Source organism: Nitrobacter sp., assembly GCF_051535215.1.
Taxonomy (GTDB): domain Bacteria; phylum Pseudomonadota; class Alphaproteobacteria; order Rhizobiales; family Xanthobacteraceae; genus Nitrobacter.
Genome location: NZ_JBPPLY010000010.1, coordinates 48,117 through 74,224, shown reverse-complemented (window position 1 = coordinate 74,224; position 26,108 = coordinate 48,117). Strand labels below are relative to the sequence as shown.

26 protein-coding genes are annotated in these 26,108 nt (G+C 63.1%); 6 read left to right on the top strand and 20 right to left on the bottom strand.

The window, feature by feature from the left end; translation table 11 throughout:
- Nucleotides 1–422: 422 nt before the first annotated feature.
- The 15 genes from ACS3WB_RS11435 to ACS3WB_RS11365 all read right to left on the bottom strand — a co-directional run bounded on the left by ACS3WB_RS11435 (nt 423) and on the right by ACS3WB_RS11365 (nt 14,282).
- Nucleotides 423–1,250, bottom strand: coding sequence for a S1 family peptidase (locus ACS3WB_RS11435; RefSeq protein WP_438275678.1), 828 nt, complete (start codon nt 1,248–1,250; stop codon nt 423–425).
- 4 nt (nt 1,251–1,254) lie between these two features.
- On the bottom strand, nt 1,255–1,887 hold the full coding sequence (locus tag ACS3WB_RS11430) for a hypothetical protein (RefSeq protein WP_438275677.1): 633 nt from the start codon (nt 1,885–1,887) through the stop codon (nt 1,255–1,257).
- A gap of 13 nt (nt 1,888–1,900) precedes the next feature.
- Nucleotides 1,901–4,252 (bottom strand): nitric oxide reductase activation protein NorD, encoded by a 2,352-nt coding sequence (locus ACS3WB_RS11425; protein WP_438275676.1) that lies wholly within the window; start codon nt 4,250–4,252, stop codon nt 1,901–1,903.
- Between the two features lie 90 nt (nt 4,253–4,342).
- Nucleotides 4,343–5,272, bottom strand: a complete 930-nt coding sequence (locus ACS3WB_RS11420) for a CbbQ/NirQ/NorQ/GpvN family protein (protein WP_438275675.1) — start codon at nt 5,270–5,272, stop codon at nt 4,343–4,345.
- 20 nt (nt 5,273–5,292) lie between these two features.
- Nucleotides 5,293–5,532 (bottom strand): hypothetical protein, encoded by a 240-nt coding sequence (locus tag ACS3WB_RS11415; RefSeq protein ID WP_438275674.1) that lies wholly within the window; start codon nt 5,530–5,532, stop codon nt 5,293–5,295.
- The gene (gene parA, locus ACS3WB_RS11410) at nt 5,529–6,164 is read right to left on the bottom strand and encodes a ParA family partition ATPase (RefSeq protein ID WP_438275673.1); all 636 of its coding nucleotides are present in this window, start codon (nt 6,162–6,164) and stop codon (nt 5,529–5,531) included. The genes ACS3WB_RS11415 and parA overlap by 4 nt, the downstream gene beginning before the upstream one ends.
- Nucleotides 6,165–6,167: 3 nt before the next feature.
- The gene (locus ACS3WB_RS11405; RefSeq protein ID WP_438275672.1) at nt 6,168–6,434 is read right to left on the bottom strand and encodes a 4a-hydroxytetrahydrobiopterin dehydratase; all 267 of its coding nucleotides are present in this window, start codon (nt 6,432–6,434) and stop codon (nt 6,168–6,170) included.
- Between the two features lie 387 nt (nt 6,435–6,821).
- Nucleotides 6,822–7,136: a BMC domain-containing protein gene (locus ACS3WB_RS11400; protein ID WP_438275697.1), complete on the bottom strand. Its 315-nt coding sequence runs from the start codon at nt 7,134–7,136 to the stop codon at nt 6,822–6,824.
- A gap of 75 nt (nt 7,137–7,211) precedes the next feature.
- Complete coding sequence (locus ACS3WB_RS11395) at nt 7,212–7,508, bottom strand: BMC domain-containing protein (protein WP_438275671.1); 297 nt, start codon at nt 7,506–7,508, stop codon at nt 7,212–7,214.
- Between the two features lie 101 nt (nt 7,509–7,609).
- The gene (locus ACS3WB_RS11390; RefSeq protein ID WP_292611388.1) at nt 7,610–7,858 is read right to left on the bottom strand and encodes a carboxysome peptide B; all 249 of its coding nucleotides are present in this window, start codon (nt 7,856–7,858) and stop codon (nt 7,610–7,612) included.
- Nucleotides 7,858–8,115, bottom strand: a complete 258-nt coding sequence (locus ACS3WB_RS11385; protein ID WP_292617462.1) for a carboxysome peptide A — start codon at nt 8,113–8,115, stop codon at nt 7,858–7,860. Before ACS3WB_RS11385 ends, ACS3WB_RS11390 begins: the two co-directional genes overlap by 1 nt.
- A 15-nt stretch (nt 8,116–8,130) precedes the next feature.
- The gene (locus tag ACS3WB_RS11380) at nt 8,131–9,657 is read right to left on the bottom strand and encodes a carboxysome shell carbonic anhydrase (RefSeq protein ID WP_438275670.1); all 1,527 of its coding nucleotides are present in this window, start codon (nt 9,655–9,657) and stop codon (nt 8,131–8,133) included.
- A gap of 11 nt (nt 9,658–9,668) precedes the next feature.
- Entirely contained in the window at nt 9,669–12,353 is a 2,685-nt protein-coding gene (locus tag ACS3WB_RS11375; protein WP_438275669.1) for a CsoS2 family carboxysome shell protein, read from the bottom strand.
- A 103-nt stretch (nt 12,354–12,456) separates the two neighbouring features.
- Nucleotides 12,457–12,783, bottom strand: a complete 327-nt coding sequence (locus ACS3WB_RS11370) for a ribulose bisphosphate carboxylase small subunit (RefSeq protein WP_438275668.1) — start codon at nt 12,781–12,783, stop codon at nt 12,457–12,459.
- Between the two features lie 77 nt (nt 12,784–12,860).
- The gene (locus tag ACS3WB_RS11365) at nt 12,861–14,282 is read right to left on the bottom strand and encodes a form I ribulose bisphosphate carboxylase large subunit (protein ID WP_319799098.1); all 1,422 of its coding nucleotides are present in this window, start codon (nt 14,280–14,282) and stop codon (nt 12,861–12,863) included.
- Between the two features lie 227 nt (nt 14,283–14,509).
- Between ACS3WB_RS11365 and ACS3WB_RS11360 the strand changes: the two genes are divergently transcribed.
- Nucleotides 14,510–15,442, top strand: coding sequence for a LysR family transcriptional regulator (locus ACS3WB_RS11360; RefSeq protein ID WP_438275667.1), 933 nt, complete (start codon nt 14,510–14,512; stop codon nt 15,440–15,442).
- Here the strand turns inward: ACS3WB_RS11360 and ACS3WB_RS11355 are convergent.
- The 4 genes from ACS3WB_RS11355 to ACS3WB_RS11340 form a co-directional block, all read right to left on the bottom strand.
- Nucleotides 15,432–15,758 (bottom strand): P-II family nitrogen regulator, encoded by a 327-nt coding sequence (locus tag ACS3WB_RS11355; RefSeq protein WP_438275666.1) that lies wholly within the window; start codon nt 15,756–15,758, stop codon nt 15,432–15,434. The genes ACS3WB_RS11360 and ACS3WB_RS11355 overlap by 11 nt on opposite strands.
- On the bottom strand, nt 15,755–18,868 hold the full coding sequence (locus tag ACS3WB_RS11350; RefSeq protein ID WP_438275665.1) for a DUF2309 domain-containing protein: 3,114 nt from the start codon (nt 18,866–18,868) through the stop codon (nt 15,755–15,757). The genes ACS3WB_RS11355 and ACS3WB_RS11350 overlap by 4 nt, the downstream gene beginning before the upstream one ends.
- A complete protein-coding gene (locus ACS3WB_RS11345) occupies nt 18,853–19,539 on the bottom strand; it encodes a hypothetical protein (protein WP_438275664.1) in 687 nt (228 codons plus the stop codon). The genes ACS3WB_RS11350 and ACS3WB_RS11345 overlap by 16 nt, the downstream gene beginning before the upstream one ends.
- An 81-nt stretch (nt 19,540–19,620) precedes the next feature.
- Entirely contained in the window at nt 19,621–21,318 is a 1,698-nt protein-coding gene (locus ACS3WB_RS11340) for a proton-conducting transporter transmembrane domain-containing protein (protein WP_438275663.1), read from the bottom strand.
- A gap of 201 nt (nt 21,319–21,519) precedes the next feature.
- Between ACS3WB_RS11340 and ACS3WB_RS11335 the strand changes: the two genes are divergently transcribed.
- Both ACS3WB_RS11335 and ACS3WB_RS11330 read left to right on the top strand, forming a co-directional pair.
- Nucleotides 21,520–21,816 (top strand): hypothetical protein, encoded by a 297-nt coding sequence (locus ACS3WB_RS11335; RefSeq protein WP_438275662.1) that lies wholly within the window; start codon nt 21,520–21,522, stop codon nt 21,814–21,816.
- A 364-nt stretch (nt 21,817–22,180) separates the two neighbouring features.
- Nucleotides 22,181–22,360, top strand: coding sequence for a hypothetical protein (locus ACS3WB_RS11330; RefSeq protein ID WP_438275661.1), 180 nt, complete (start codon nt 22,181–22,183; stop codon nt 22,358–22,360).
- A 9-nt stretch (nt 22,361–22,369) separates the two neighbouring features.
- On the opposite strand, the gene ACS3WB_RS11325 is transcribed toward ACS3WB_RS11330, so the two are convergent.
- Nucleotides 22,370–22,798, bottom strand: coding sequence for a hypothetical protein (locus tag ACS3WB_RS11325; RefSeq protein ID WP_438275660.1), 429 nt, complete (start codon nt 22,796–22,798; stop codon nt 22,370–22,372).
- 877 nt (nt 22,799–23,675) lie between these two features.
- Here ACS3WB_RS11325 and ACS3WB_RS11320 point away from each other — a divergent pair.
- The 3 genes from ACS3WB_RS11320 (at nt 23,676) to ACS3WB_RS11310 (ending at nt 25,944) form a co-directional block, all read left to right on the top strand.
- Nucleotides 23,676–23,927, top strand: a complete 252-nt coding sequence (locus tag ACS3WB_RS11320) for a hypothetical protein (RefSeq protein WP_438275696.1) — start codon at nt 23,676–23,678, stop codon at nt 23,925–23,927.
- An 87-nt stretch (nt 23,928–24,014) separates the two neighbouring features.
- A complete protein-coding gene (locus ACS3WB_RS11315) occupies nt 24,015–24,344 on the top strand; it encodes a hypothetical protein (protein ID WP_438275659.1) in 330 nt (109 codons plus the stop codon).
- A gap of 346 nt (nt 24,345–24,690) precedes the next feature.
- On the top strand, nt 24,691–25,944 hold the full coding sequence (locus ACS3WB_RS11310) for a lipase family protein (protein ID WP_438275658.1): 1,254 nt from the start codon (nt 24,691–24,693) through the stop codon (nt 25,942–25,944).
- The last annotated feature ends 164 nt before the right edge of the window (nt 25,945–26,108 follow it).

Genomic DNA, 26,108 nt, shown 5'->3' with positions numbered 1-26,108 from the left:
GTCCCAATGGTCAGCCTAACTCCTCGTGAGAATGATCTCTTCTGGTTCAAACTAGGGCGATTCATCCTCCCGATCGTCCAGTTCCGGATGTACTGCGCCGTCGTCTCGATGACGACGGAGCTTTTCTTCCCGAGCAGACGAGCTGGACGCAAGAAAATGTTACCTTCACGAAAAGCTACGCGAGGCTCGATTGCTGGATCAGAATGCCGAGGTTGAGCGCTAACATCATCTCTCAGTACTCGAACCACAGAACATTGCTCATAGTCATTGCACGGCAAGTGGTAGACCACAGTGAGCATCGCATTCGCTGTTTGCGATTTAACGAAACTACTATCTTCTATTGGCGAATTTCCGCGCTGCGAACACGCACCCACATCTGGCCGGGCGTCCTGCGCATTCGTGCCGCCGCGGTGCGGGCGACTTCAGTCGGAAAGCCATTTGTGTACGTATGCGTCAATGAGCTCGCGTACGGATTCTGACTTGATCACGAGGCCGAGGTCGATCATTTCCGCGCCGACGGACTGCGCCCGGGTCTGCGCGGGCACCGGTCCGGGCACGAGTTGGTTGGCCTCTTCGCGGAAAAACACCGCCGCCACCACCCCTGCGAACCAGATGGAACGTGCCGAGTCCCCGCGCGGGCGAAGCGGATCGTCGCGCATCACGAATACAGGGCTGCCGCTCGACCCGGGATATACCGCAGCGTCGATGAGGAATTGCTTGTGCCCCTCAAAGTCGAGCTCCAGCGGCGTGGCCGTGGTGCCGCGGCGCAGGATAGGCATGAGGTTGACCTCATCCCACACCCCGCTGGGATAGCCGACAAACAGCACGTCCTCGAGCGCGTCGAAGCCCCGCACCGTTGCCACATCGGGAATGCGTTCGCTGTCGATCGCGTGATAATACAGTTGGACACCGAGATCGCGCGCCGCGCGCTCGAGCGGTCGCAGCGGCACAATGGCCAGATCGACCTCGGGATCAGGATGGACAAACCACGCGGCGGGGAAGTCATCGATATTGAGCTGAAAGCGCTGGCCGAATGCCGGCTTGCCCTCGTTTAACTGAGTGAACACCAGGCCGCCGCGGCGCACGCCTTCGACCAGATGGCGGTTGGTGACGACAAACAGTGCGTTTCCCCGCGGGTGGGCGTGGCTGAGGATGAAGGCAGTGCCGGAGCCGGCGCTGCCATCCTCGAGCTCGGTATCCACTCGCACCGTGGAAAATAGCAGTTTTTTTGCGATAGAATCGATTTCCATGAGCTCACCCGTGCGGGACGGCGCGCTGGTTCAAGCGCTCGATCGCGGCCACTGCCGCGCGCTGGGCTTCCTCGGCCTCGGCTTCGTTGCCCATCATGGTCAGACGGCCGAAAGAACCGAAGGCCTTGACGTCCACCAGGGTGATGTGCGCGGCCTTCTCGGCCTCATTGGCGGCATACATGATATAGCCCGCCGGCTCGACCTCCAGGATGAACATGCTTTTACCGGGCAGGATCATCGAGCCCTTGCGCAATTGGCGATTTATCAGGGTGGCGTGGTCAGGTGTGATGGCGCGGATGATCTCGTTCCACGCTACCTTGCAGCGCAGCCGCGAATCCATGGTGGTGTTGAGTTGCCGCAGGATCAGTTCGCCAGCGGCGAGCACCTCGCTCTGGTTGCGGAAGTGAAGCTCCATCGAGCCGAAGGCGCGCTCGACCACCTGCTCGCCCATGCGCACATTGGTCTTCTTCAGAGCGATGTCCGAAAGGTTGTGCACCGCCATGCCGGGAGCGACCTCGATCCACATGCAGGCATCGCCGGGCACCGGCAGAAAGCCCTGTGAGGACGTCGCGATATAGGACGCGAGCTGCGGCTGCAGCGCGTCCATGAACACGTAGGTTCGCAGGGTGATCTTCATCTTCGGCCCACCCTCACCGCGTCAGGCTCATGTAGAGCATGGGCAGTTTTTCCGGCAGGCGTTCGACCTGATCGATGACGGTGAAGTTTTTCAAGCCGAAGATGCGTGACACATACTGGTCGGCATGTGGATCGAGCGACAGCGCATACACCGTGATGCCCTGGCGGCTGAGTTCTTCCACCGCGGCCTTGGTGTCGTGGCGCAGGTATTGCGGATCCGTCACGTCATTGTCGGCGGGCTCGCCGTCAGTGACGACAAAGACCACGCGCTTGCTCTTGGGCTGCTGCGCCAGGTAATGGGCCGCATGACGCAACGCCGCGCCCATGCGGGTGGAGAGCCGCCCTTTCATCCCCGCCAGCCGCGCCTTGACCAGATCGTCATATGGCTGGTCGAAATCCTTGAAGCGCTGGTAGTGGACATCGTGCCGGCCGTCGGAACAAAAACCATGAATGGCGAACGGATCGCCGATGCGATCCAGCGCGCCGGCCAGCAAGACCGTGGCGGCGCGGGTAAGATCCATCACCGTGTAGTCGTGCCCGCGCACCTTGTCGTTGGACGATTCGGACATGTCCAATAGAACGAGCACCGCCAGATCGCGCAGCGCACGCTTGTAGCGCATCATGATGCGCGGATCGTGCTGTTGGCCGATGCGGATGTCGATCATCGCGCGCACCGCGGCGTTGATGTCGATCTCGTCGCCGTCCTCCATGTGGCGGATGCGCTGCATGCCCTGCGGCACCATCGACTCGATCAGGAACTTGAGCCGCGAAATCACCGGCTTGTGCTCGAGGATGATGCCTTCGATCACTTCCAGATCGCCTAGCTGCGGATGATACTCGAGCAATGTCACCCAATTGGGCCGCTCGAGCTGAATCTGATAATCCCATTCCGGGTAGTGGTAGGGCTCGGAGATCGGCGGACGACCTTCGAGCGAGTTGATGCTCACGTTTTCCTGGTCGAGATAGAACTCGGTCGGAAGCTCCCACACCTCCTGCGCATCGTCGCCGGCGAACTCGACGTCCACCTCGTTGACCATTTCCATCACGTTGACTTTTTTGCGCACCTGCTGGCGGGTCTCCCAGGTGGCTGCCATCACCTGCGCCTCGTCGTATTCCTCCAGGAACCAGACGGCGCGGTTGTCGTCTCGGTAGATGGCGCTGAGCCCGTCGGTGAGCTTGTTGTAGGTCGGCAGGTCGAGTTCAAACAGGCGATGCGATAAATCCACGCCGAGATTCCAGCTCACCTGATTGCTGTCCAGGTCGGCCTGGGCACGAAACGCGGCCACGCCCTCACGCACAAAGGGATGCGGATCGGTCGAGTCGAGGTCGAGGAGCGCGCGGGCGAGGCGGTCGAGCAACTCGCCGACGGTCGCCGGCTGGGACGAATAGTCAAAAACCGGATGCAGCGCCAACCAGGCCTCGCGCATTCCGGGGAACTTGCGGATCGCGAGTTCTTCCACTCGCGCATCCTCGAACAGCTCGATCACTGCCATCTGCACCGGCAGCAGCTGCTGCATCGACAACGGGTGCTGCGTAAACACCAGATGAGCGGCGCAATGGTTGGCGGCGGCGCGGTAGACCTCGAGCGCGCTGACCGGCGCCGTCGCATCGCCCTCGGGCTTGTAGTCGTCATAAGCGTCGGCGATGTAGATGACATAATGCTCGATGTAGGGCTTGAGCCCTTCACGGCTTTCGTAATCGCCGGCGGTGGGGCGCAGAAAAAAATCGCGACCCCAGATCGCGCGCATGTAGATGTTGAGCCGCCTCTGGATGTCGACGAACAGCGTGCCCTTTCGCTCCTGCTGCAGCACCGCCTGCGCGTCCGCGCTCTGCAGCCCGAAATAAGACGCCTGCCCTTCGAAATCAGTCTTGTAGGCCTGCGCGCCCCATTGCACCCAGCGGCGCAGGCCTCCCAGCGTGAGATGATTGAGCAGGCGGTCGAGGTTTTCCAGCATCGGCCGCAGGCCGCGAGGAGCCTGCGCCGCCACGATCTCCAACACCTTCAGATAATGGCGAAACAGATCGGAATCGCCCACGCGGTGCGCCACGATTGGCGCGGTACCGACGATCAGCCCCAGCACCTGTCCCGAGGTCTTGGACGCCATGCCAAGCAGGAAATTCACCAGATCGGGCAGCACCTCCTCGCCGATCGCCCGTGCCACCTCCGGCATGGACTGGATGAAGCTGACCACCAGCTCCTCGCCGCGACCGAGTTGATGCAGCGCCGCCGCGCCCTTGAGATAGTTGTCGAGCCCTCGTGGGCTCATGGCCCTCGCCGCTTCGTTCCAGGAGGCGCGCAGCAGTTCCTGCGCACCACCGGGCAGTTCGTCGAGGAGTTCCTGAAATTCGTCGAGGTGGATGGCCATGATATGCAAAATTCGGACTGCTGGCTGCTGGCTCGGCTGTCCTCAAGTTTCCTTCTCTCACCTCGCAGCTTGCCGCCCGCTCGGCAGCGCTCAGAAATACGTCGTCACCGCGGAATCGAGCGCATCACGCATATCGGGATCGTCGGTAATCGGGCGCACCAGCGCCACCCGGCAAGCTGCCAGCGGCTCGACACCGCGCGCGATCAGCGAGCCGGCGTAAATCAGCATGCGGGTTGAGATGCCCTCATCCAGCCCGTGACCTTTGAGGTTGCGCGCATGCTCGGCGATGTGCACCAGCTTTTTCGCGGGATCCATCGCAACGCCGCTCTCGTGCGCGACGATCTCCGCCTCGACCTCGTGCTCGGGGTAGTTGAAGTCGAGCGCGCCGAACCGCTGCTTGGTCGACTGCTTCAGATCCTTCATCAGCGACTGGTAGCCAGGGTTGTATGAGATGACGACCTGGAAATCCGGATGGGCCTCGACGATCTCGCCCTTTTTCTCGAGCGGCAGAATGCGCCGCGCATCGGTCAGGGAGTGGATCACGACCGTGGTGTCCTGCCGCGCCTCAACCACTTCGTCGAGATAGCAGATCCCGCCGAAACGAGCGGCCATGGTCAACGGCCCGTCCTGCCAGCGGGTGCCGTTGGCGTCGAGCAGGAAACGGCCGACCAGATCGCTGGCGGTCATGTCTTCGTTGCACGCGACAGTAATCAGCGGCTTGCCGAGTTTCCACGCCATGTATTCGACGAAGCGCGTCTTGCCGCAACCCGTCGGACCCTTGAGCATCATCGGCATGCGCACCGAATAGGCGGCCTCGTAGAGCCCGACTTCATCGGCAACCGAACGGTAATAAGGCTCCTTGGTCACGCGGTAGGCATCGAGCGCGGCAGGAGAAGAGCCGGCCGTATCTGCATCTGCCGGACGCACGGCGCTGCTACCGAGCGCACCGGAGGCGGCAGGCGTGTGGAAGGCAGGGTCGCGTCTAGGCAGATAGCCGCGCTGGGAGGGGTCGTTACGCATGATCAACTTCCTGCAAAAATTCAATCCGGCCAAATGCGCTCGGGAAACAACTCCTCAACGCTCGGGGGTGGCTCTGCCGCCAGCGAATCCGCGGGCGCGGACGTGGCGGACTTTTTTTTGGCGGAGGCCACCGGTGCAGCGCGCGGCGTCTTGTGTGCCTCCTCCTTGTTGTCTGCCTCCACCTTGCCGGACGAGGCGGGCTCCGCGCCGGTCTTGGCCTGGCGGACGCTGCTGGCGAGCTTGTCTTTGATGCTGGTCATTCAAGGATCTCCTCAATGAGGCCGTCGATCTCCTCGACGGCGCTTTGCCCGCGAGCCCCCAACTGGTAAGCCGACACGCCCTCGAGCGCAGCGGTCTTGTAGATGCCGCGGCGGCGCACCGGAGTGCGCAGGACCGGCAGGCCGAACTCGGCCAATGCCTCCTGCATCGCCGCCGAGAGCGCGCTGCGCGCCTCGATCTGGTTCAGCAGCAGGTAGGCGCGCAGCCGCGGATTGAGCCGCCTTGCTTCATCGATGTCCTGCGGCAGCCGGATGCTGGCCCACAGATCCACCGGCGAGGGCAGCACCGGAATGACGGCCACATCGCAGCTCTGCAGCGCCAGAGCCGCGGCTCTGCTATCAGCCGCGGGCGGGCAGTCCAGCACGACGAAGGGATAGGCGCGAAAGTCACGCCGCAGATCGATCGCCCCGGTACCTACGCGCAATTGCTTGACTGTCGCGGGAAAGGACTGCGTACCGGCGGCGGCCCATTGCGTGGCCGAGCCTTGCGGATCCAGATCGACGACGACGGACGAAGCCCGCCGCGTCAGACCAGCGCCGAGGTGCATCGCTACGGTGGTCTTGCCGACGCCGCCTTTCTGGTTGATTACCGCGATGACCAGCGGACTGCCCATCGCTCACTCCCCGCGCCCGGCGAGAGCAGCGATACGCGCGGCGAACTGTTCGTCCTCGGCGCTCAACGCGTCACCATCGGCCGCGCCGATCGTGACATTGACGTAGGTGGTGCCGAAGTTGATGTTCTGCGGATGGCGCTGAACCTCCTCCGACAGCGCCGACAGCGCGTCAAGGAAGGCGCGGGTCTGCGCATACCGCGCAAACGCGAAGCGGCGAAACAACGTAGGCGGTTTGTCGCGGCGCTCCCAACCTTGGAAATCATCAGTCATCGGCGTCCTACCCCGGGGGTTCGATCTGGGTTACGTGGTCGAGATGCGCTCGCGCCTCCTGTAGAAATCTTCGAACAGCGACGCGGTGTCTTGGCCGCGTAGCTCGCCGCGTATACGTCAACGCGTTCGCCTGACGCTGCAGGGCCTTGATCTCGGGCCGCGGTCATGCAGCCCATACCGGGCAGGATTTCCCGCTCCATCAAACGCTCGGTTCACCCCGGTTGCTCCGTCCCGGCGCGCGGACGGCGCGCCAGTCCGGTATTTCCCAACCGGCGCGCGAGTACGCTCGGGTGGGATACTGCTGCACGCCGCCATCTCGCGGTTGAACGCGAGCGCCGGCCAGCCCAGGCTTCGCCGATCGACCTCCATGATACGCTCCGCGCAGGATCAGCTGCGGGTGGACGTGATCTCGGCGTCGCGGCCGCCACGGCCGCCGCTGGAATCCGGCTGGTTCGGCAGGATGCCTTCGACCTCGTTGTGCACGCGGGCGATGATGTGCGCGGCCACGAGGCCGTCACCGACGCGCTCGCAGGCGTCTGCCCCGGCACGCACCGCCGCGTTGACCGCGCCGGTCTCGCCGCGCACCAGCACGGTGACGTAGCCGCCGCCGACGAATTGACGGCCGATCAGCCGCACTTCGGAGGCCTTGGTCATCGCGTCGGCCGCTTCGATCGCGGGAACCAGTCCGCGCGTTTCAATCATGCCCAGGGCAATACCGTTCACATGTGTCGCCATGTCGTTGTCCTTCCAGTTACTAACAGTAGAAAAAAGCCGGGCTCAGGCGCTCGGCGCCTTCGGCAGGATGCCCTCGACCTCGCTGTGCACGCGGGCGATGATGTGCGCGGCTACCAGGCCGTCGCCCACGCGCTCGCAGGCATCAGCCCCGGCACGCACCGCCGCGTTGACCGCGCCGGTCTCGCCGCGTACCAGCACGGTGACGTAGCCGCCGCCGACGAATTGCCGCGAGATCAAGCGTACCTCGGCGGCTTTGGTCATCGCGTCCGCCGCTTCGATCGCGGGAACCAGTCCGCGAGTTTCGATCATGCCCAGGGCAATACCCATCGTTTCAGCCATTTGTTCGCTCCTTGTTGTCGAAATAAAAGAATCTCAAGCCAGTCACTGCATTCTGACGCCCGCTATGCGCGCGCCGTTGTTGCTCTTTGCTCACCGCGTCGTCACCCCTCCTCCCAGCCATCAATGATGCCGCAGATGGTAAGGTCGGTAGCCACTGTTCGATCGGGCATGGCCATTCGTGCGGCCGTGCCCGCGGCGGTGAACACCCATTTGCCAGGCGGCGCTCCGACCGGATCGGTCGCCACCGAGATTTCTCCCTTCTGGCCTTTCAGGATACGAAGCGAAGCCGAACTCATTCCCGGCACACGCCGGGTACAGACGAGATCATCCACCACGCGCCAGACTTCCATCACGCTCCCTCCGGATTCCAGTGGTCGATGATGCCGACGATCGTGAGATCGGACGGATAATCCCTGGCTCCGGCAGCATCGCGCGCCGCGGAGGATCCGACACAAATCACCCAGTCGCCCGGGATGCAGCCGACGGCGTCGACCGCAACGCTGCGCGTCCCATTCGGTGTCTCCTGCACGACCAGCAACGGGCGATGGCCCATGGCGTCGATGCGATTGGTCGACACGAGAGTGGTTATCACACGCATGATTCTCATGACGCATAAGTCCTCTCAATGATCGTCGACGGCGGCGTCGGCGACGAAGGCGCAGCACTCGTCGCCGGCACGGTCACTCACCGCGATTGCGCAATTGAGCAGGCCCCTTGCAGCCAGATCGGGGTAGCGTGCCGCGATCGCATCACGCACCCGCCGGCCTCGTGCGATCGCCCGCTCGCGTGATGCAGGGATCCGGCCATCGTACTCGAAGTGGACGAGTACCGGGACCGGCAGACCGTGCGCGACATTGAGCTTCGCAAAAATATCGATCCCGACATCCATGTCGGGCGCGCCTTCCTCGACCGTGTCGAGGTGGGCGAAATAAAACAGGTTGCGCAATTGCAGCGGCCGCACCGCTTCGCCGGCGACAATGCATTCCTCGTCGTGCCCGATGGTCGCGTAGCGCCCCGTATGATGCTTGATGACGTATTCGATCTGCGACAGATTGGCTTCGGCAAGCGCCAGCACCAGGCGGCGCATGCCCTCGTGCATGCGGCCATTGCCCTGTCCCCAGCCGCCCATGCCCTCGGCATCGGCCACGATCTCCGCGATGCGCTTCCGCGCCGCTTCGGGCGCAAGGCCGAGGGTGTCGCGATAGACCTGCGCCGTCTCGAAATAGCGATGCGCGTTGATCTCGCCAAAGCTGTCGGGCAGGTGGATGCGCAGCGCATCCAGATCCGTGTCCACGCCGATGAGCAGCACGTCGGGCGCGGCGCCCGAGCCGAATGTCCTATCGATGGCTACACGCAACTCGTTCTGCAGGCGTTGCAGCGCCGCTTCCGTGGCCTGGCGATCGTTGCTGCCGTGAGCGGCGCAACCGTGACCGTTGGGGGACGAGCTGCTGAAATGGTAGACGGCGATCTTGAGGTAGTTCAGACGCTCGCCATCGACCATGGCGCCCGACAACCGTTCGACTTCGCGCTGCGCCCAGTCACAGACATCGACCTCGACATCGAACAGCGCGCCTGCATAGGCCTTCACCCGCACGTTCGGCCCCGGCAGCATGCGTAGCACATAAGGGCTGACGCCTTGCAAGCGGCCATCCGAACAAGGGCTGATATCCACCGTGTGATAGCCGCACGACCGCAGAAAATTCTCATCGAGCGGCATGCGCTGACGCCAGCCGGCCTGCTCGACCTGAGCATTCTCGACGCACAACTTGAGGCCGCTGAAGATGCAGCGCGAATGCAAGGCGGATAAATCCAGCCCGCACACCCATGCGTCCTCCAGCACCTGCGACGGCAGATCGAAACCGAGTTGCTCGCGTGCGAGCTGCTGCGCGCGCTCGGTGAAGTTCTCGTCGTGCTGATGTGTGGAGATGCGCTTGAGCACGTCGACGATGCGAGTGAAGCGCGAACGCACCGTCCGCTCGTAGTCGAACAAAAGGCGATTGAGGTCGCGATCGACCAGCGCATGCTCGCAGGTCTGCCCGCTGCCAATCATGCACGCCGGATTGTCGGGCACCGCCGCCGCTGACGCTGCCGCGCTGGCAACCGGGGTTGCCTCTCGTCGCAGGGCCTGAAAGCTTTTGCGCGTATCCATCTTCGCGATCCTCAGCCGCGCGCCCCGCCGGAGACGGTCACTGTGGCGCCGCTCCGGGTGTTGCCGGCCGAGCCGGTAACCACCGATAGAGGCACTTCAGGCCGTTCGATGCTGCGAAACGCCATGGCGCTGGTGCCGGCGCCGCGCGGCTGCCCGCGCATCGAGGGATTGCGCGCCAGGCTGGAGGAACCTTCGGTGCCGGTGACACGGCTGTTACCATCCCAGGCGTCTCCGGAAATGCGCCGTCCCTGCTGGCTGCCTTCGCCGCTCAAACGGCGCGCGGCAGGGAGCGACTGATCGTCATCGCGCGGCCGGCGCACCTGATCGCCATGGCGGAATTCCGGCGTGCCGGTAATCAGGCCGTCGGCCTTGTTGATGGGACCGGTAATACGCGAAGTCCCCATGCCGCTGCCGGTGATGACCTCGGTTTGACGCTCCTCGCGAGCCTGCCGCGCCGGAATGCTGATACTGAAATTTCGGGGAGGTGGCGGACGCTGATCCACATCACGCGCGCTGAAGCGATCGCTCATCGCGCATTGTCCGGATGCAATATTGTCCAGCCCCAGATAGGGCGTGCCCGAAATCGGCTCGCAAGCGCCACGCTCGTCGCCGGTGACTTGCGCCCCGCCCGCGCCCGGCCGATCGCCGGTAACCACTGTGGCCGGGATCACCGCGCTGTCGCGAACCCGCGCCGCCTGCCGCTCGCGCTGCGGCGCCTGGCAGAACGCGGCGTACTGGCCCTGGCCGATGTACGGAGTGCCGCTGATCGGCGAGCACGTGCCGGCCTCGTTCCCGGTGACGTGGTCCGCCCGACCTGGAGCGATGCCAGTTACCCTCTGGCCGCGCAGCGTGGTGTCAACGATGACCTTGCTGACCGGGGAGACCGTCGGCACTGCTTCGGCCGGGCACACCGCAGCCAATTGGCGGGTGCCAATGTAATCCATGCCGGTGACGGGTTCGCACCCATAAGACTCGTCACCGGACAATTTTGGGCTTGGAGCGACCTCCGAACCAGTCACGGTCCGACCGCGCAGCGTCTGCATCTCGGCCACTTTCTGGGGACCGGGTGTTTTGCACAGCCCCGCGAAATCAGCCGTCGTATAGTATTGGCTGCCGGTGATGCTGCGGCAGGAGCCGACCTCGTTGCCGGTCACCTTGGCCGAACGATCGACCGCTGTCCCCGAGACAGTTTGTTCGTCACGCGTGGACATCACGCTGACCTTTCGCGCGCCTCCCGGGGGAGCCGTTCGACAAAAATCGCGGAACTGTTCAACAGTGTGATATTCGGTCCCGGTAATCGGACGGCAGCTTCCGGCCTCGTCACCAGTCTGCCGCTCGCTGCGGCCGACCACTGTGCCGGTCACGGGCTTGCCCGCAGCCGTATGGGTGATCGCCACCTTGGGCGGAGCATCATCGGTTTCGCCCTGACTGTAACGCGTGCCGGTAACGGCGCGGTCGGCGCCGTGCTCCACACCAGTGACGCGGCGCGGACGATCGACCAGCGCGCCGGTGACCGTCTGGCCCTTATCAGTGCGGGTGAGCGCCACCTTTCCAAGTGGCACTACCGGCCGCGTCGAACAGAACTGCTCGAAGCGCTCAGCCGAGAGATATTCGGTACCCGTCACGGGACGACACGCGCCCGGCTCATCGCCCGTGGTCTTGGTGGAGCGGCCCAGCGCAGTGCCGGTGATGCGCTGCTCGCGTAGCGTGCTGCTGACTGCGACCTTGGGCACAGTCGGCGCCGGCCGGGTGCCGCAGAGGGTCTGGAACTGCTCGAACCCGATATATTCCGTGCCGGTGATCGTGCGGCAGGAGCCCGGCTCATTGCCGGTCACCTTGACGCTGCGCTCGACCTGCGTCCCGGTGACGGCTTGCCCCGACAAGGTATGCCCCTCCTCGACCTTGGCAGGCGCCTCGACCACGTTGCGAGCGCGCACACGGCCGGTCGGGCGAGTGCTGGCACCGGACGTCTTGTCGACCCGGCCCGCCAGCGCCTGTACCAGCCGGCGCTGCATCGCGACCTGACGGCCGGTTGCGCCTTTGAGCATGGCGCTCTGCCAATCCTGCTGCGGCATCGCGGCAGCGATTCGCGTTGCCTGGGCGACGCGCTTGAGACCCTTCTTGCCATCCTGACTCAGCGCAGCACGGCGCATCTTGGCCAGCGCGCGGCCAGTCGCCTCTGACGCGTTCGATGCTGCACGCTCCACCGCCGGCATGACGTGCTGAACCGCTTCGGTACGCGCCGCCTCCTTGCGCTCCGCGCCATGGCTGCAGCCGCATTGTCCGCCGCAACTGCACTGTCCGCCGCAGCCACAACCGCAATCGGAGCCACGCACCTCGGCCGCCGCCCGGCCTGGGCGCAGATGCGCCGCGGGGCGGGTTGCCGTGCCGTGCCCGGCATTTTTCAACGCCGCCTTGCCAACGGTGGACAACGCCTGCCGCCGGGCTCGCGCCGCGGACTTCTGCGCCACCGGCTGAGTGAACGCCGCTGACGCAGGCACCGCCGAAACGCCGCCATGAGAGACGTTGGAGATATGCGCCGCATTCAGCCGAAAGCGTTCGGCGGCGGAGCGCTCAGTTTGCGCAGCCTTGGTGGTCCCGGTCTTGCCGTGACGCGCCATGGCCTGCCGGCGCTGGAGCGCCAGTTCGCGACCGGATAGAGTTGCAGTGGCATGACCGGGGGCGACGTTTGTCATACGGACCTCAGCACAAAGAACCCGATGAAGGGAGCGGCACCGATGCGCCGCGCCGCGTTCAATTCATGGGCGCCGAACCGAGCAGGCTTCAGCGCCCAGCTCATCAGCGATACACCACGAATGCCATGCCCTGGCTCTGGGCGTAGTTGTCGTACGCGACGAACCGCACCATCTGATCCGGAAATTCGCGGTGACAGGCCTCGATCTCCGCCATCACGGTATCGACGGACTGCTCGCCGAACAGCGGCAGTTTCCACATGTACCAATAGCTCGCCTTTGCGGGCGTGCCCTTTTCGGTGTGCTCGACCGCCGGATTCCAACCCTGCGCGATGGCGTGAGCGATCTGACGACGCACCTGATCGGGCGTCATCTGCGGCAGATAGGAGAAGGTCTCGTACTTTTTCATCGAGCGGTAGGCTTGAACGGCCATGACTTCAGTCCTTTCGAAAGTGGTTCTGCTGGGCGGCGGCGCGCCCCACAGGGGCGCTGCCGACCGCAGCCGGCGGGTTACTTGTTGGCGATGGCGAGCTTGTCCATGGTTTCAAACTCGAACTTGATCTCTTTCCACGTTTCCATGGCGATCTTCAGTTCGGGCGAATGAGCGGCCGCAGCGGTGAGGATGTCCTTGCCTTCCTTCTCCAGATGACGGCCTTCGCCGCGCGCCTGGACGCAGGCTTCGAGCGCGACACGGTTGGCGTGCGCACCAGCCGCATTGCCCCACGGGTGACCGAGCGTGCCGCCACCGAACTGCAGCACCGAGTCGTCGCCGAAGATGGTGACCAGCGCAGGCATGTGCCAAACGTGAATACCACCGGATGCAACGGCGAAGCCGCCGGGCATCGAACCCCAGTCCTGATCGAAGAAGATGCCGCGCGAGCGGTCTTCGGGAACGTAGGATTCGCGCAGCAGGTCAATCCAGCCCAGCGTGGAGGCGCGATCGCCCTCGAGCTTGCCGACCACGGTGCCGGTGTGCAGATGGTCGCCGCCCGACAGACGCAGGATCTTGGTCAGCACGCGGAAGTGGATGCCGTGGTGCGGGTTGCGGTCGATCACGGCGTGCATGGCGCGGTGGATGTGCAGCAGCATCCCGTTGTTGCGGCACCAGTTCGCCAGACCCGCATTGGCGCAAAGACCGCCGGCGAGGTAATCGTGCATGATGATCGGCGCGCGGATTTCCTTGGCATACTCGGCGCGCTTGTACATTTCCTCGGGCGTGGGCGCGGTCACGTTGAGATAGTGACCCTTCCGCTCGCCGGTTTCCTGTTCGGCTTTCTGGACAGCCTCCATCACGAAATCGAAACGGTCGCGCCAGCGCATGAACGGCTGGCTGTTGATGTTCTCGTCGTCCTTGGTGAAGTCCAGACCACCACGCAGGGCTTCGTAGCAGGCGCGGCCGTAATTCTTGGCGGACAGGCCGAGCTTGGGCTTGATGGTGCAGCCCAGCAGCGGACGGCCGTATTTGTTGAGCTTGTCGCGCTCGACCTGAATGCCGTGGGGCGGGCCACCGCAGGTCTTCACGTAAGCGATGGGGAAGCGCAGATCCTCCAGCCGCAGCGCGCGGACAGCCTTGAACCCGAACACGTTGCCCACCAGCGAGGTGAACACGTTGACCACCGAGCCTTCCTCGAAAAGGTCGATGGGATAGGCAATGAAAGCGTAAAAGCACGTATCGTCGCCCGGCACGTCCTCGAGGCGATAGGCGCGTCCCTTGTAGTAGTCGAGGTCGGTCAGCAGATCGGTCCACACCGTGGTCCAGGTGCCGCAGGACGACTCGGCGGCCACCGCCGCTGCCGCCTCTTCGCGATCCACTCCAGGCTGCGGCGTGATCTTGAAACAGGCCAAGATATCGGTGTCGAGAGGCGCGTAATCCGGCTGCCAGTAGCTTTGCCGATATTCCGTGACGCCGGCCTGGTAGGTTTTGACTGCCATCTTCGAGGACTCCTTCATGCGCGCTTTTGCGGTAGCGACGGGCGAGGACCTACCGCGATGCGGCGGCCATCCCCCCACCCGGCCCGGGGATTACGTTCGTGCATCTCAGCAGGACCCTCATTCAGCACGGCCCCGCGAATTCACGAGTGCCAAACATAAAAGAGGCTCTGCATAAAAACTAATTGTTATTATTGATCTGATGCATTAGCCTCGCTTATGGATCAGCCATGCACCTGACCTTAAGACAGCTCCAGATCTTCGACGCAGTCGTGCATCAGCAGAGCTTCACGCGCGCGGCCGACGCGCTGCATCTGACGCAGCCGGCTGTCTCGATGCAGATGCGGCAGCTGGAAGAGCAGGTCGGCGTGCCGCTGTTCGACCACGTCGGAAAACAGATTCAGCCGACTGATGCCGGTCGCGAGTTGCATCGCCACGCCAAGCTCGTCGCCGCCAAGATGCGCGACCTTGAATCGGCGATGGAGGAGTTCCGCGGCGTCCAACGTGGGGAACTCGACCTCACGGTGGCGAGTACGGCCAACTATTTTATGCCCAAACTGATCGCAGCCTTTTGCGCCCGCCACGCCCGGGTGCAGGTGCGCCTTCAGGTGTCCAATCAAACGCAGATCCTGGAGTCGTTATCGGCATCGAACAAAGATCTGGCCATCATGGGGCAACCGCCAGAGGACGCCGAACTCGTCGCTCGCGGGTTTCTCGATAACCCGCTGGTGGTCATCGCTTCGCCCGAGCATCCCCTGGCCGAACGTCGGCAGATTCCGCTGATGCAACTGAGTCGCCAGCCCTTCATCACCCGCGAGCCCGGCTCGGGCACGCGCAATGCGGCGGAGCGACATTTTTCGCGTTACGAGGTGGAATTCCATTCGGCGATGGAAATGAGTAGCAACGAGGCGATCAAGCAGGCGGTCGAAGCCGGCCTGGGTTTGGGCGTCCTGTCGCTGCACACTCTGGAGCTCGAGCTGGCGATACGCCGCCTGGTCATCCTTGATGTGGAGAGTTTCCCGATCGTGCGGCAATGGTTTGTCGTGCACCGCAAGGGGAAGCGGCTGTCAGCGGTGGCTCAATCCTTCCTGGCGTTTCTCACCCAGCAGGCGCGCCCGCTGGCCTCGCCCAAGCATCCGCAGCTCGTCCAGCTCACGCCATGAACTTGACCGGACGACCGACCTGGATATCGCTGACGAAAATCACGCCCGAGTGGGCCTCGAAAAACGGCTGAAAGCCTTCTAGCAGCGGATCGAACAGGCTTTGCGGCACGGCGACGATGATCATGATGAGGGCATCATCCTCATTGAACATCAGGTGCCCTTCGTACATGCCGTGGCTGCCCTTGCCCGACAGGTTGCCGACGATGGTGTAGCCCTTGACTCCGGCGCGATCGAGCAAGTCGGTGGCGAATTCCTTGTGCGCGCCTTCGAGAATGATTTCCAGCTTTTTCAGTGGATGCAGCTTGATGGCGTTCATGCGGCATGTTCCTCCTCGGCGGCAGCGACGAGAGGCGAGCGCTCTTCCCACTGGCCATTGTTGAAGACGAAGGGTTTGTAGCCCTGGGTGGGATCGATCACGATGGCGCGGATCCAGCCACCGAGCACCAGGTTCTTGACCTTGACCACGCTTTGCAGCGCGCGCCCGGCGAAATCCAGCGGCGCCTCGATGAGAGCGATCATGCGCATGGGCTCGTGATAGGGCTGGCCCTCCCGCATCACCGTCTGCATCGGCAGGCCGGTACGCAGATCGCTCAGGTTACCGGTCATCACGCCGAAGCGTCCCGCCACGTTATGATAAGCCTTGCTGCCGCTGCCCATGCGGGCATTGTCCACGGTGGAGAAGAAGTGTTCGAGGTTGATCCATTGACCGACCACCACCGGCGCCGCCAACAGGTTTTCCAGCAGGCGTCCCTTCGGATCGCAGCGCCAGTCATACGACAGCAGGAAGGGCCGCCCCTCCAGGTCGGCATGCTCGCTGAGCGAGCGCCGACCGACGATGCCGTACAAGTTTTTCGACAGCCCCCACTCCGGCCGTACTTGAGCCCAGTCCACCGCCTGGCGGTGAGCCAAGTGCCAGGCCTGCGCCGGCTCGATCGCCTGCGCCTCGGGCAGAAGCTTCGGCATGCGCTCGGCCGCGGCGAGCTTGGAGGCAGCGAGCAGGCCGTTACGCAGCCGATCCAGATAGACAAGGTGACGCGGCGGCAACAGGTCGAGGTCGAACAGCTCAATGGCATCGGTGGTGGTGATGTGCAGCGCCGGCAGGAACCAGGTATCATCGGGAATATTAATGCCCATGCCGCGCAGCCGCTCGCGCACCTCGTTCTTGTTGGCCATCTGCGCCAGCACGCGAGCATTGACCAGGCCGCTGGCGCCGCCGCAGGCGCCGCAATCCAGCGCCGACTCATAGGGGTTGTTCTCGGTCTGCCCGGTGTGGCCCACGATGAGCACGAAGCGCGAAAAGGTCTTGGTCAGCCCGATCATGGTCAGGGCCGTGTGCACGTAATTGACCTGCTCGTCGAGCGAGTAGCCGATGCGCCCTAGCCGCACGAGCTGATAATTGGCGTAGTCAGCATCGACGCGGTATTCCTCACGCAGTTTCTCGATAAACTCTGCCTCCTGCTTGTCCAGCACGCTGAAGGCCGTGCGCAGCCGCGTCGGACCTTGGCGGTGACGCAACGCGGTTTCGCGCAGTTCGCGGATCATGTCGTCATCCACGCGCTCGCGCTCGATATGCAGTTCGGTATGCAGTGCCTTGACGATCATCGCCCGCTGCAGCGTGCGGATGATGGAGTCCGCGTGCTCGCGGGTGAGCTTGTCCACCAACAGGCGGGTAACAGGCTTTTCGGCATCGATGCGGTTGCGCCAGCGGCTATAGCCCAGCGGCGCCAGCGTCTTGCCGAACAGATCCAATCCGAACAGGATACCCACCGCCTCCACCGTGACGTAAGGTGAGAGCACCGAGCTCTTGAGATCGTGCAGCACATGACCGAGCGTGCTGAGCAGGTCGTCCTCTTCTGGATCGAGCTCGGCGGGCAGTTCCAATACGAGATTCTTGGGCGTAACCACCGCCGGACAGAAGTGACTCTCGCTGCCCTTGCCATAGCCGAGGAAGCCCACGGGCACGCCGAAGAAGCCGGCGATGCCGAACGTCTGGTAGTCGCCGACACGTTCCAGGTGGCGGCGGATGGGCTCGGCACGCACATCGATGCAGAACCAAGCCTGCGCGAATGGCCGCTTGCCGGCCGGCAGATCCTCGGGCACCTGCACCTGCGTGAGCAACCGGTCGATGGATTCCGCTTCCATCGCCAGCGTCCATACCATGCCCTCCTGCGGCGCAAATTCGTGCAAGCCCCGCAACAGACCCCCGACGTTCTCCGGCGTCAGCGCATCGAGCACCGCCGTGGCATCGGCAGCGGCAGCGAGTTCGCGAAGCATGCTGGCCTGCTCCTGCCCGCGCTGAGCCTGCCATAGCGGCCAGTAGCGTTGCAGCAGACTCTCGCAGCGTTTACCGCCGCCGCGCGACAAGGTGTCGTCGATGCGCTGCGCCCAGTCGGGCAACACATCGCCGCTGTGCAAAGCGTAGCGCAGCAGGCTCTCCGCGCCGCGATCGTGCAGCACGGCGTCGAGCTGCTCGCGCCGAACCGGCGTACGGCGATGGCGCGCGCTTTCCTGCAGTAGCGCCAACCCCACCACGAGGCGAACGGCCAGAAGATCAACGACGTCGGCGGGGTAGCGCTGCGCCCAGTAGTAATGCTTGGCAGACGAACGCCAGCGCACAAAGCCAGTCCAGCCGTGCAGCCTGGTGAGCTCACGGGTGAAGTAGGCCGACCAGTCGTCGGCATCGATGCCCATTTCCTCCATGACGTGCACAACCGCGCTCTCGGCGTCCTGCACCCGATCAAGGATGCGTCGCACGTGCAGCCCGCGCAGGAACAGTCGCGCATTGCGCCGCGCGATCTCGCTCCAGGCGGCGAACAGGCCGCGCTCGCGTCCCGGCATTCGCCAGGAAGATTGGTCTTCGTCGAAAAAGTCGAGGCAGCTCTTGATGACCAGTTCATCAAGTTCGTCGGCGAGCCGCGGACCCCATAAGGCGTCGACCGCTTCGAGCAGCGTCAGCTCGTGCAGGCGCCGCTTGAGCGTGGGCAGCTGCGCAGCCACATCCACCGCGTGGGCGGATGGCCGCTTTGCGTGCAGCGCGGCGTGGACGTCCTGCTCGCGCACGCCCGGCACCACTGCATCGCGGTCATGCGCCGACTGCATCAGCGCCTGCAACCAGCGAGGCCAGTCGACGCCCGGCAGCGCAGGCAGTTCCTGAGCGCGGCGCGCGAGCTCTTCCGAAATGGTATCCTGCCGCACCTTGCCCTCGCGCTGCCAGTGCTGGTAGTTGCTGCGCGGCAGGAACATCCGCGCGTGGAACAGCTCCGCACCGCGACGTACGGCCTGCTCGAAAGGCATGTGCTCAAGGCCGTAGAGCGGGTTGTGGTGAATGAAGTTACGCATCGGCCAGAAAAATGGCACCGGCTCGCCCGCGACGTAGGCGGTCGAACGCACCCGCAGACGCCGTCCGAGGTTCAATGCATCCACCATGACCATCCTCCGATCGAACCCAGCACTGCGGCAGCAGCAGCGAGCACCAGCCACAGGGCTGCGCCGCTGCGTGACAGGTCAACCGTGCCGGCTGTGCGTGGCCATTGGTCTCCGAACAGGCCGTGCTGCCACAGCGCCGCGGCCGCCCAGCTCCACAAAAGCCACACCGCGAGCACCACAGCGGCGAGACCCGCGGGAACCTGCTTCAGCACCGCGAACATGGCGAAGAATCCCGGGAAGGGCGGAGCCGCAAGGGCTGCGAGCAACGCCACCACAAACACGCCGGTCAGACGCGGAAAGGACGGCCCGATGCGTCCGCGCAATCCGAGATACGCCCCTCCGAGACGCCGGCTCAGGCTGCAGCCGATCATCATCAGTGCCGCAGCGGGAATTGTGACCGCCAAAGCTACCAGCACGAGGTTCGTGCCATGGAGGCCATGCAGCCAGGCCAGCCAGACAAGAGGCCAGGCCGAGGTGGCCTGCAGACGGGCCCAGACGAACACCTCCTGCACCGCGAGCAGCCGCCAAGCATAAAGCAGTGCGGTGAACGCAGCCAATAGCTGCAGCGCATTTGTCCATTGCCCGGCCGGCGCTGTCGCCTGGTTGAGTAGCAGGGCGCCCGCAGTGGGGAGAGCCACTAGCGCTGGAATGCGCAGCCACACGGGCAGCATCTGGAGCCCCGCGTTGAACAGCATGCTCAGGGGAAAAAGCGGCAACAGGATCAAGGCAAGTAGCAGCGCGACCATGACCGTTCAGACCCAACGCAGCCAGATATTCACCCGCTTAGTTGCGGCCAGTGCGCCGCGCGCCAGTTGGGCATAAACGTCGGGCACGTAAAACTCCCGCGAAAACAACGCATAGAGATTGAGGTAGATGGCGTTCCACAGCGTGCCGGGCGTTCCCTCGAATTCGAGCGACTGGGCATAAAACGTCATGAGCCAGGCCCCGACCAGCACAACGGTTAGGAATACAACCAGGATATCGAACGCCAGGAAGTTGATGCCCGCAGCGGCGTAGATGGCATCGCGCAACACCGGATCCGGGTAGAGGAAAGCCTCGAACGCATGCGCGATCAGCGTGTAACCCACCACCACGATCAGGAAGGACAAGAGGATCATGGTCAACGAGCGCCAGGGGCTCTCGCTGGGAAGCTTGTGAATGGAAAAGAAAACCTGCGCTCCCGTGACCCAGCCGAAGAATAACAACACCACCGCGCCTTGCTTGTGGAAGAAGTCCTCCGCCACCAGCCAGTGCGACAGGCCCAGCACCAGCGCAGGCACGAGCACGGTGATGAGCGCGGCCAACAGCCAGGGCACCTTCACTGCGCGCAGCGGACGACGCTCGACTACGAAGGTGTAGATGTCGTCGGGTGGCACGCCATCGTCGCGGCGGGTCGCGCCAATCACATTGCCCGAATTCAGAAACAGCGTGGCTTTGAACAGCCCGTGTGCGATGAGGTGATAGACGGCGAGCGAAAATGCCCCCAGCCCGCACTCCATGATCATGAAGCCCATCTGCCCCATGGTGGAATAGCCCAAGGATTTTTTGACATCGTTCTGCGTCAGCATCAGCGCCGACCCGACCAGCGCCGTCACAACACCGACGACGAAGGCCAGGTGCAGCGCGTGGGGCGCGTGGACAAATACCGGAGCGAAGCGATTGAATAAAAATCCACCGGCGTTGACGATGCCAGCATGCATCAGCGCGGATACCGGCGTGGGGCCGTCCATGGTGTAAGGCAGCCAAGTATGCAACAGAAACTGCGCCGATCGCGCAAACGCCGCCAGCGCCAGCAGCATCGCCGCTACCGGCACCACCGCCACCTCGCCGAGGTGCACGCTCGGATCGGCGCTGATCCGCGAGAACAGATCCGGCAGCTGCGCCGTGCCATAGCCATGCCACAACAGTAGCGCCGCACCCACGAGCGGCAGATCGCCTACCCGATAGGTCAAGAATGTCCACAAAGCATAGCGGCCGCTGGCCTTGCGGCTGGTGTCGAACCCCAGCAGAAAGAACAGCAACACTCCAATCAAGAACCAGGCGGCGAGCAACGTCAGCAGATCGGCTGCGGTGACCATCAGCAAGATCACGGCGGTCATCAGATCGAGCAAGGCGAAAAACCGCGGATAGCCGGGCTCGTCGGCCATGTAGCGCACCGCATATACGTGCACCACCAGGCTGATGGCCGCGACCAGCACCGCCATCGCTATGGCAAGATGGTCGAGCAGCAGAGCCGCCGGGCCAAGTTGCACCAGCGCCACGTCATCCTGTGGCGCGCGCAGCACTGCCACAAGCAATGCCAATGCGACCGCGGTGGTGGCAGCGAGCATAGCCACGCTGACATGCGCCGCCCGTGCCGGCCGCCCTGCTCCGGCCAGCGGGGCGATGATCGCGGCTAGCGCCGGCAGCGTCGGCAACACCACGAGACACCAAGAGACCCATTGGTCCACGGTAGAGACTCCTCGCTCAATCGGGATGGCACGATGCGAAGCGGCTTGGTCCGCCAGTTCCCTCTTCCTCTGGCTGAACGGTCCTACGATAAGAGATGAATTGAATAAGGAAAAATTTGAATTGCTTATTCAATCCCAAAGGCGGACTGATACACTTTGACGGCCGCCGCCCCCGCAACTCATCTCAGGCCTGTGTTCCCCATGGATAAAAAATACGTCGGACTCGATCAGGACATCTACGGCATCACCCAACTTGGACGCATCGTGCTCGATGCGCGCGTGTTCGGTCTCATCCCCGAGACACAGGACTGCGCAGGATGGAACATTGGCCAAATGCAGGCGCTCAAATGCAAAATAGAGGAGCTCTGGGATCGGTACGGCAACCTGCCGAGCGCGCTTCCGCCGGAGTTGGCCGAGCGCCATAACCGCCTCTATGCAGAGGCCATCGCCCGCGCCAAGGAGCGTGGCTGGGACGCCGAGCTGTCAGAGGATGAATAGCGCGCCATCGCGGCGCGGGCGGGACGTTCCCGGCAATTCGCGGTAAGCGCCCGCTGCAACTTAATCCGTTTGCGGGGGTTTCCGGGTGTCGCAGTGAGGTCTTTCGATCTGCATTAGTTCATCACCAAGGAACTCACGGCCAGAACACCTGCTTATCAATGAAGCTCGGGGTGGTGGGTGTGAGGGAGCCCAGCTCTAGAGTCGCAGGAAGTATCTAAGTCGATCGCCGGGACAGGCCAACGCGCAAGTTTGAGGGGTTCGAATTTCCAATAATCCGAATCGAACGCCCGCAAAAAACCTGCGTTACCTCCGTTTCTGTTTGCCGCAATCCGCGCGTGGTGGACCGTTCGACCAGGAGGGAACGATGAAAAAGCTCGAACGGACGGAAGACCAAAAGCCAGGGACCGTTACATATGCGTTAGATGATGGTCGCCATGTCACGCTCGAGGAAAGCGCTGTGCAGCAGTACGGGGTAAAACAACTTCTGGAATGGCTCGATATCGAACTTCCAGCGACGACCGAAAAGAAGGAGAGACATTCCTAGGGCGTCCCATTAGTCGGCCAAGATCGTGTGGCCCATGATGATCATTTCCCAAGACAAGCCTAACTCGACCCTCTTGGCTTCTGCTTTTCGCGCTGCTGCCAGAACTTCACCATCCTCAGACGAACCGAGCATTCCGAGTATTTTTGAAAGCAGTTTCAATCGTTCGTTTTGATGAGCAATTGGCTCCTGCCGGTTCTTACGGGCAAAGCGTCCGGCTTCCCTTCGCCTGGTCGCCAAAACCCACTTTCCCTCGATGCGGACCACCTTTCCTAAAGCTTCCAAAGTTCGTAATGCGCGATGAACCGATATGATTATCGATCTGCTGCGGACTCCGTGGTTGATCTTGCGAGCGAGATCAATCGCCGAGAGCGTGATCACCAGCTTGTCCGATAAAGCATCAAGGATCGCCTGCTGAATCGCGCTGAAGCCTCGCGACATGGAACCCTCCAACGCTGTTCGCGCACGCTTATTTTAAGCATTACCAAACGGAATGCCACCAGCACTTGACGCTGAGTTCCCAGCCATGGCGCGAACCGACGATCGAAGCCCGGCGACTGGAGGCAGTCCGGCATCGGAGGCTGAACGCTACGGTCAGTCGCTGCGGCAGGAAGCGCGACGACCTTCGACAAGGAATACGACCTCGCCGCGTGGTTGGGTCTCCTAATGTTGCTGCCCGTTTCCGTGCAGGCATTCCGCGCCGATGAAGACCACGCCAGCTAGGGGGGCGAAATGTCGTTCTACGGCCGGCGCGCCGGCGTCCGATTCCAACACCTGAGCTTTCACGGCTCGTCTCGAGCTAGACAAGACTGTCACCATCGGTCATCATCATGTGCACGTCGGCCGAAAAACCTACGCGAATGTCACGATGCGCGATGTGCTCAAGGCGTTGACAAGCAAGCTGGCCTGGCGTGACTGGCCGAGAATTCGGGCTCGAACTTTCGACAAAAATCAGGTTAGCGGCGCCGAGCCGATCACAGCGAGGCGCTTTACCCGCGCTGCCTTACCGGAGCTAGCTGGCTGTTCTGCGGCCTCGAGCAGAGCGACTCTCTTTTGCGTTCACAGAAATTGTTCTTCGCTTTTGAAAGCACCCTTCGATGTCCAACGTCATCATATTGCGTTGTCGTTGCTTGCGGTGCGCCCGGCAACGGTTGCCGCAATCGAGATTTCCATCGATCGGCCAAACCTTTCGGCATCGACGGATGAACGGGATGTGATCGGCTCGCGACGCCAACCACGATCCCGGATTTTTAGACCGTCTTCATAGTTGACACAAAGGAGAACTTTTATGACCAAAACTTTCTTTCGTGCCGCGGCAATGATCGCAATCATCATCGCAGCGGCGCTCGCCGCCACTGAGCCTGCAGCCGCGCGAGATGGCTGCGGTCCTAACCGATACCGTGGACCGGGCGGCGCCTGCCACTGGTTCGGCAACGGTCCCTATCCGGGCGGCTATTACGGCCCACGCAGGGCTGGGAACCGCTGCCCTCCCGGCTACTGGCGAGGTCCGTGGGGTCATTGCCGCAACACGCCGTATCACGGCCGGCTCCCCGGCGGCGGCTGGCAATAGGCAGCGCATCCGCGGCCGCGCGATTGGTCTTTCCGAGCGCGCGGCTCTCGCTCCACGGGCCATGCAGAATAGGGAGCCGAGAATTCGATGTCCGACCGATTAGGTATTCGCGCACGAGCCGACAGCCTGGCTTCACACATCCTGCCCGTATCAGGCACGATGATCGGCGTATGTACGACCTTGATTGGACTGGTCAAGCTCGCGGAAACAAAGTACGGCGCATCGCATGTCGACGAATATGCGGCGATCGTGGCGGTGACGTTCCTTGCCAGCGCTCTGACGTCCTATCTTTCGATCCGCTGGTCCAATCGCGCCGAGCTCAGCGTTTGGATCGAACAGATTGCCGACATGATTTTCTTTTGCGGCCTTGTTGGTATCACGTTAGTGGCGACCCTTTTTGCATATGAAGTGATTTGAGCCAAAGCACCCTGCTCAGGAGAAGCGCGTTTTCTCATCCCTTAAATATTGCCATCTGAATTCAAGCGTCATGGGAGGTCGAACCATGCTACCGCGATTGATCAAAAGTTTTTCTTTTACATTGGCGATGATCTCGATTGGCGCGGGCGCCTTCGCGACGACACAGCAGGCCTGAGCGAGCCGTGCTACAAGGTCAGGTTTCCGGCCGTGTCGAACAGGACAGCCATGAACAGACGGCGTGCATCCGATCCGTCGATAGGCGCTGAGCCCGCCTCTCGACGGTACGTCCCCGATGTTTTGCGCGGGATGCGCCTTCTTTCATCGATTGATCCAGCGTGAGGCTGCCATGAAGGTTCCGGAGAAATCCCGCGCTGTCGCGCCGCGACTGGCCCGCTGGTTCGGCGCGCTGCTTTGTGCGGCTGCGCTATCGTGTCCGGCGGCGACGGCGCAGGCGCAAACCGCATTCTATCAAGCATCCGCTCGAGAACTCGCAGGACCGCCGGGCAGCCTGATCCGATCCGAACCCATGATGTTCGCACCCGCGGGCGCCCAAGCTTATCGGGTGTTGTATCGTTCTGCCGGCATGCACGGCGAGCCGATTGCGGTATCCGGCATCATCGTGGTCCCGCCTGGTCCGGCGCCCGCCGGTGGCCGGCCGATCGTGGCCTGGGCGCATCCGACCACCGGCGTGGTGCCCCATTGCGCGCCGTCGCTGGCAATCTTCGCATTCCAGCAGATGGCGGGCCTGCGCCGACTCATCGAGCAGGGCCCCGTGGTTGCGGCGACCGATTATCCCGGCCTCGGGACGGTTGGCCCGCACCCTTATCTCGTCGGCGACAGCGAAGCGCGGGCGGTGATCGATTCCGTGCGCGCTGCGCGCAATCTGCCCGGTGTCGGCGAAGGTAATCGCTTCGCCGTGTGGGGACATTCGCAGGGCGGACAGGCGTCGCTCTATACCGGGCTGATCGCCAAAACCTATGCTCCGGAGTTGCGCCTGGTTGGGGTCGCCGCGGCGGCGCCAGCGACATCGCTCGTGACCCTGATGGACGACGATTTCAAGACGTCCGGTGGCAAGAACCTGACGGCAATGACTCTGTGGTCGTGGTCACGTGTCTATGGAGCACCGATCGACAAAGTCGTGTTGCCTCAGGCGATGCCGACTGTCGACCGGCTGTCGACCGAGTGCATCGAGTCGATCTTCGACCTCCTGGAGCGGCGGCGGACCGAGAAGCCGCTTGAGCAGACCTTCCTCTCGGTCCCCAGCATTGCCACTGTCGAGCCATGGCGCTCGCTGGCCGTCCGCAATACGCCGGGCGCGTTGTCGCCGCAGATTCCGCTTTTTCTGGCGCAGGGCACCACCGACAACATCGTTCGCCCCGAGGTGACTCGGGCGTATTTCCAGCAGCAATGCGAGGCCGGCGGCAAGGTCGCCATGATGTGGGTACCAAGCGTCGGACACGGTTTCATCGCGCGGGACAGTGCCGATACCGCGGTCAGTTGGATAATGGATCGCTTCGCGGACAGGCCCGCGCCAAGCGATTGCGGCAAGCCGGTTTCGGCGACGGCCCGGCAGAAGTTGCCCGACAGCGGCGCAGATTAAGTCGCACCGGGTGCTCGGCGTGCTCCCGTCACGGCGCCGCTCGATGAGGATTATGCCCATGAGTGATAAAGGGCGGCGAACCATGAAGACGACGGATAGTAATTCCCACAACGATTTCAGGTCGCACCGACAACCGCGTCGGGACTTCGCCTGCGCCGTTCCGA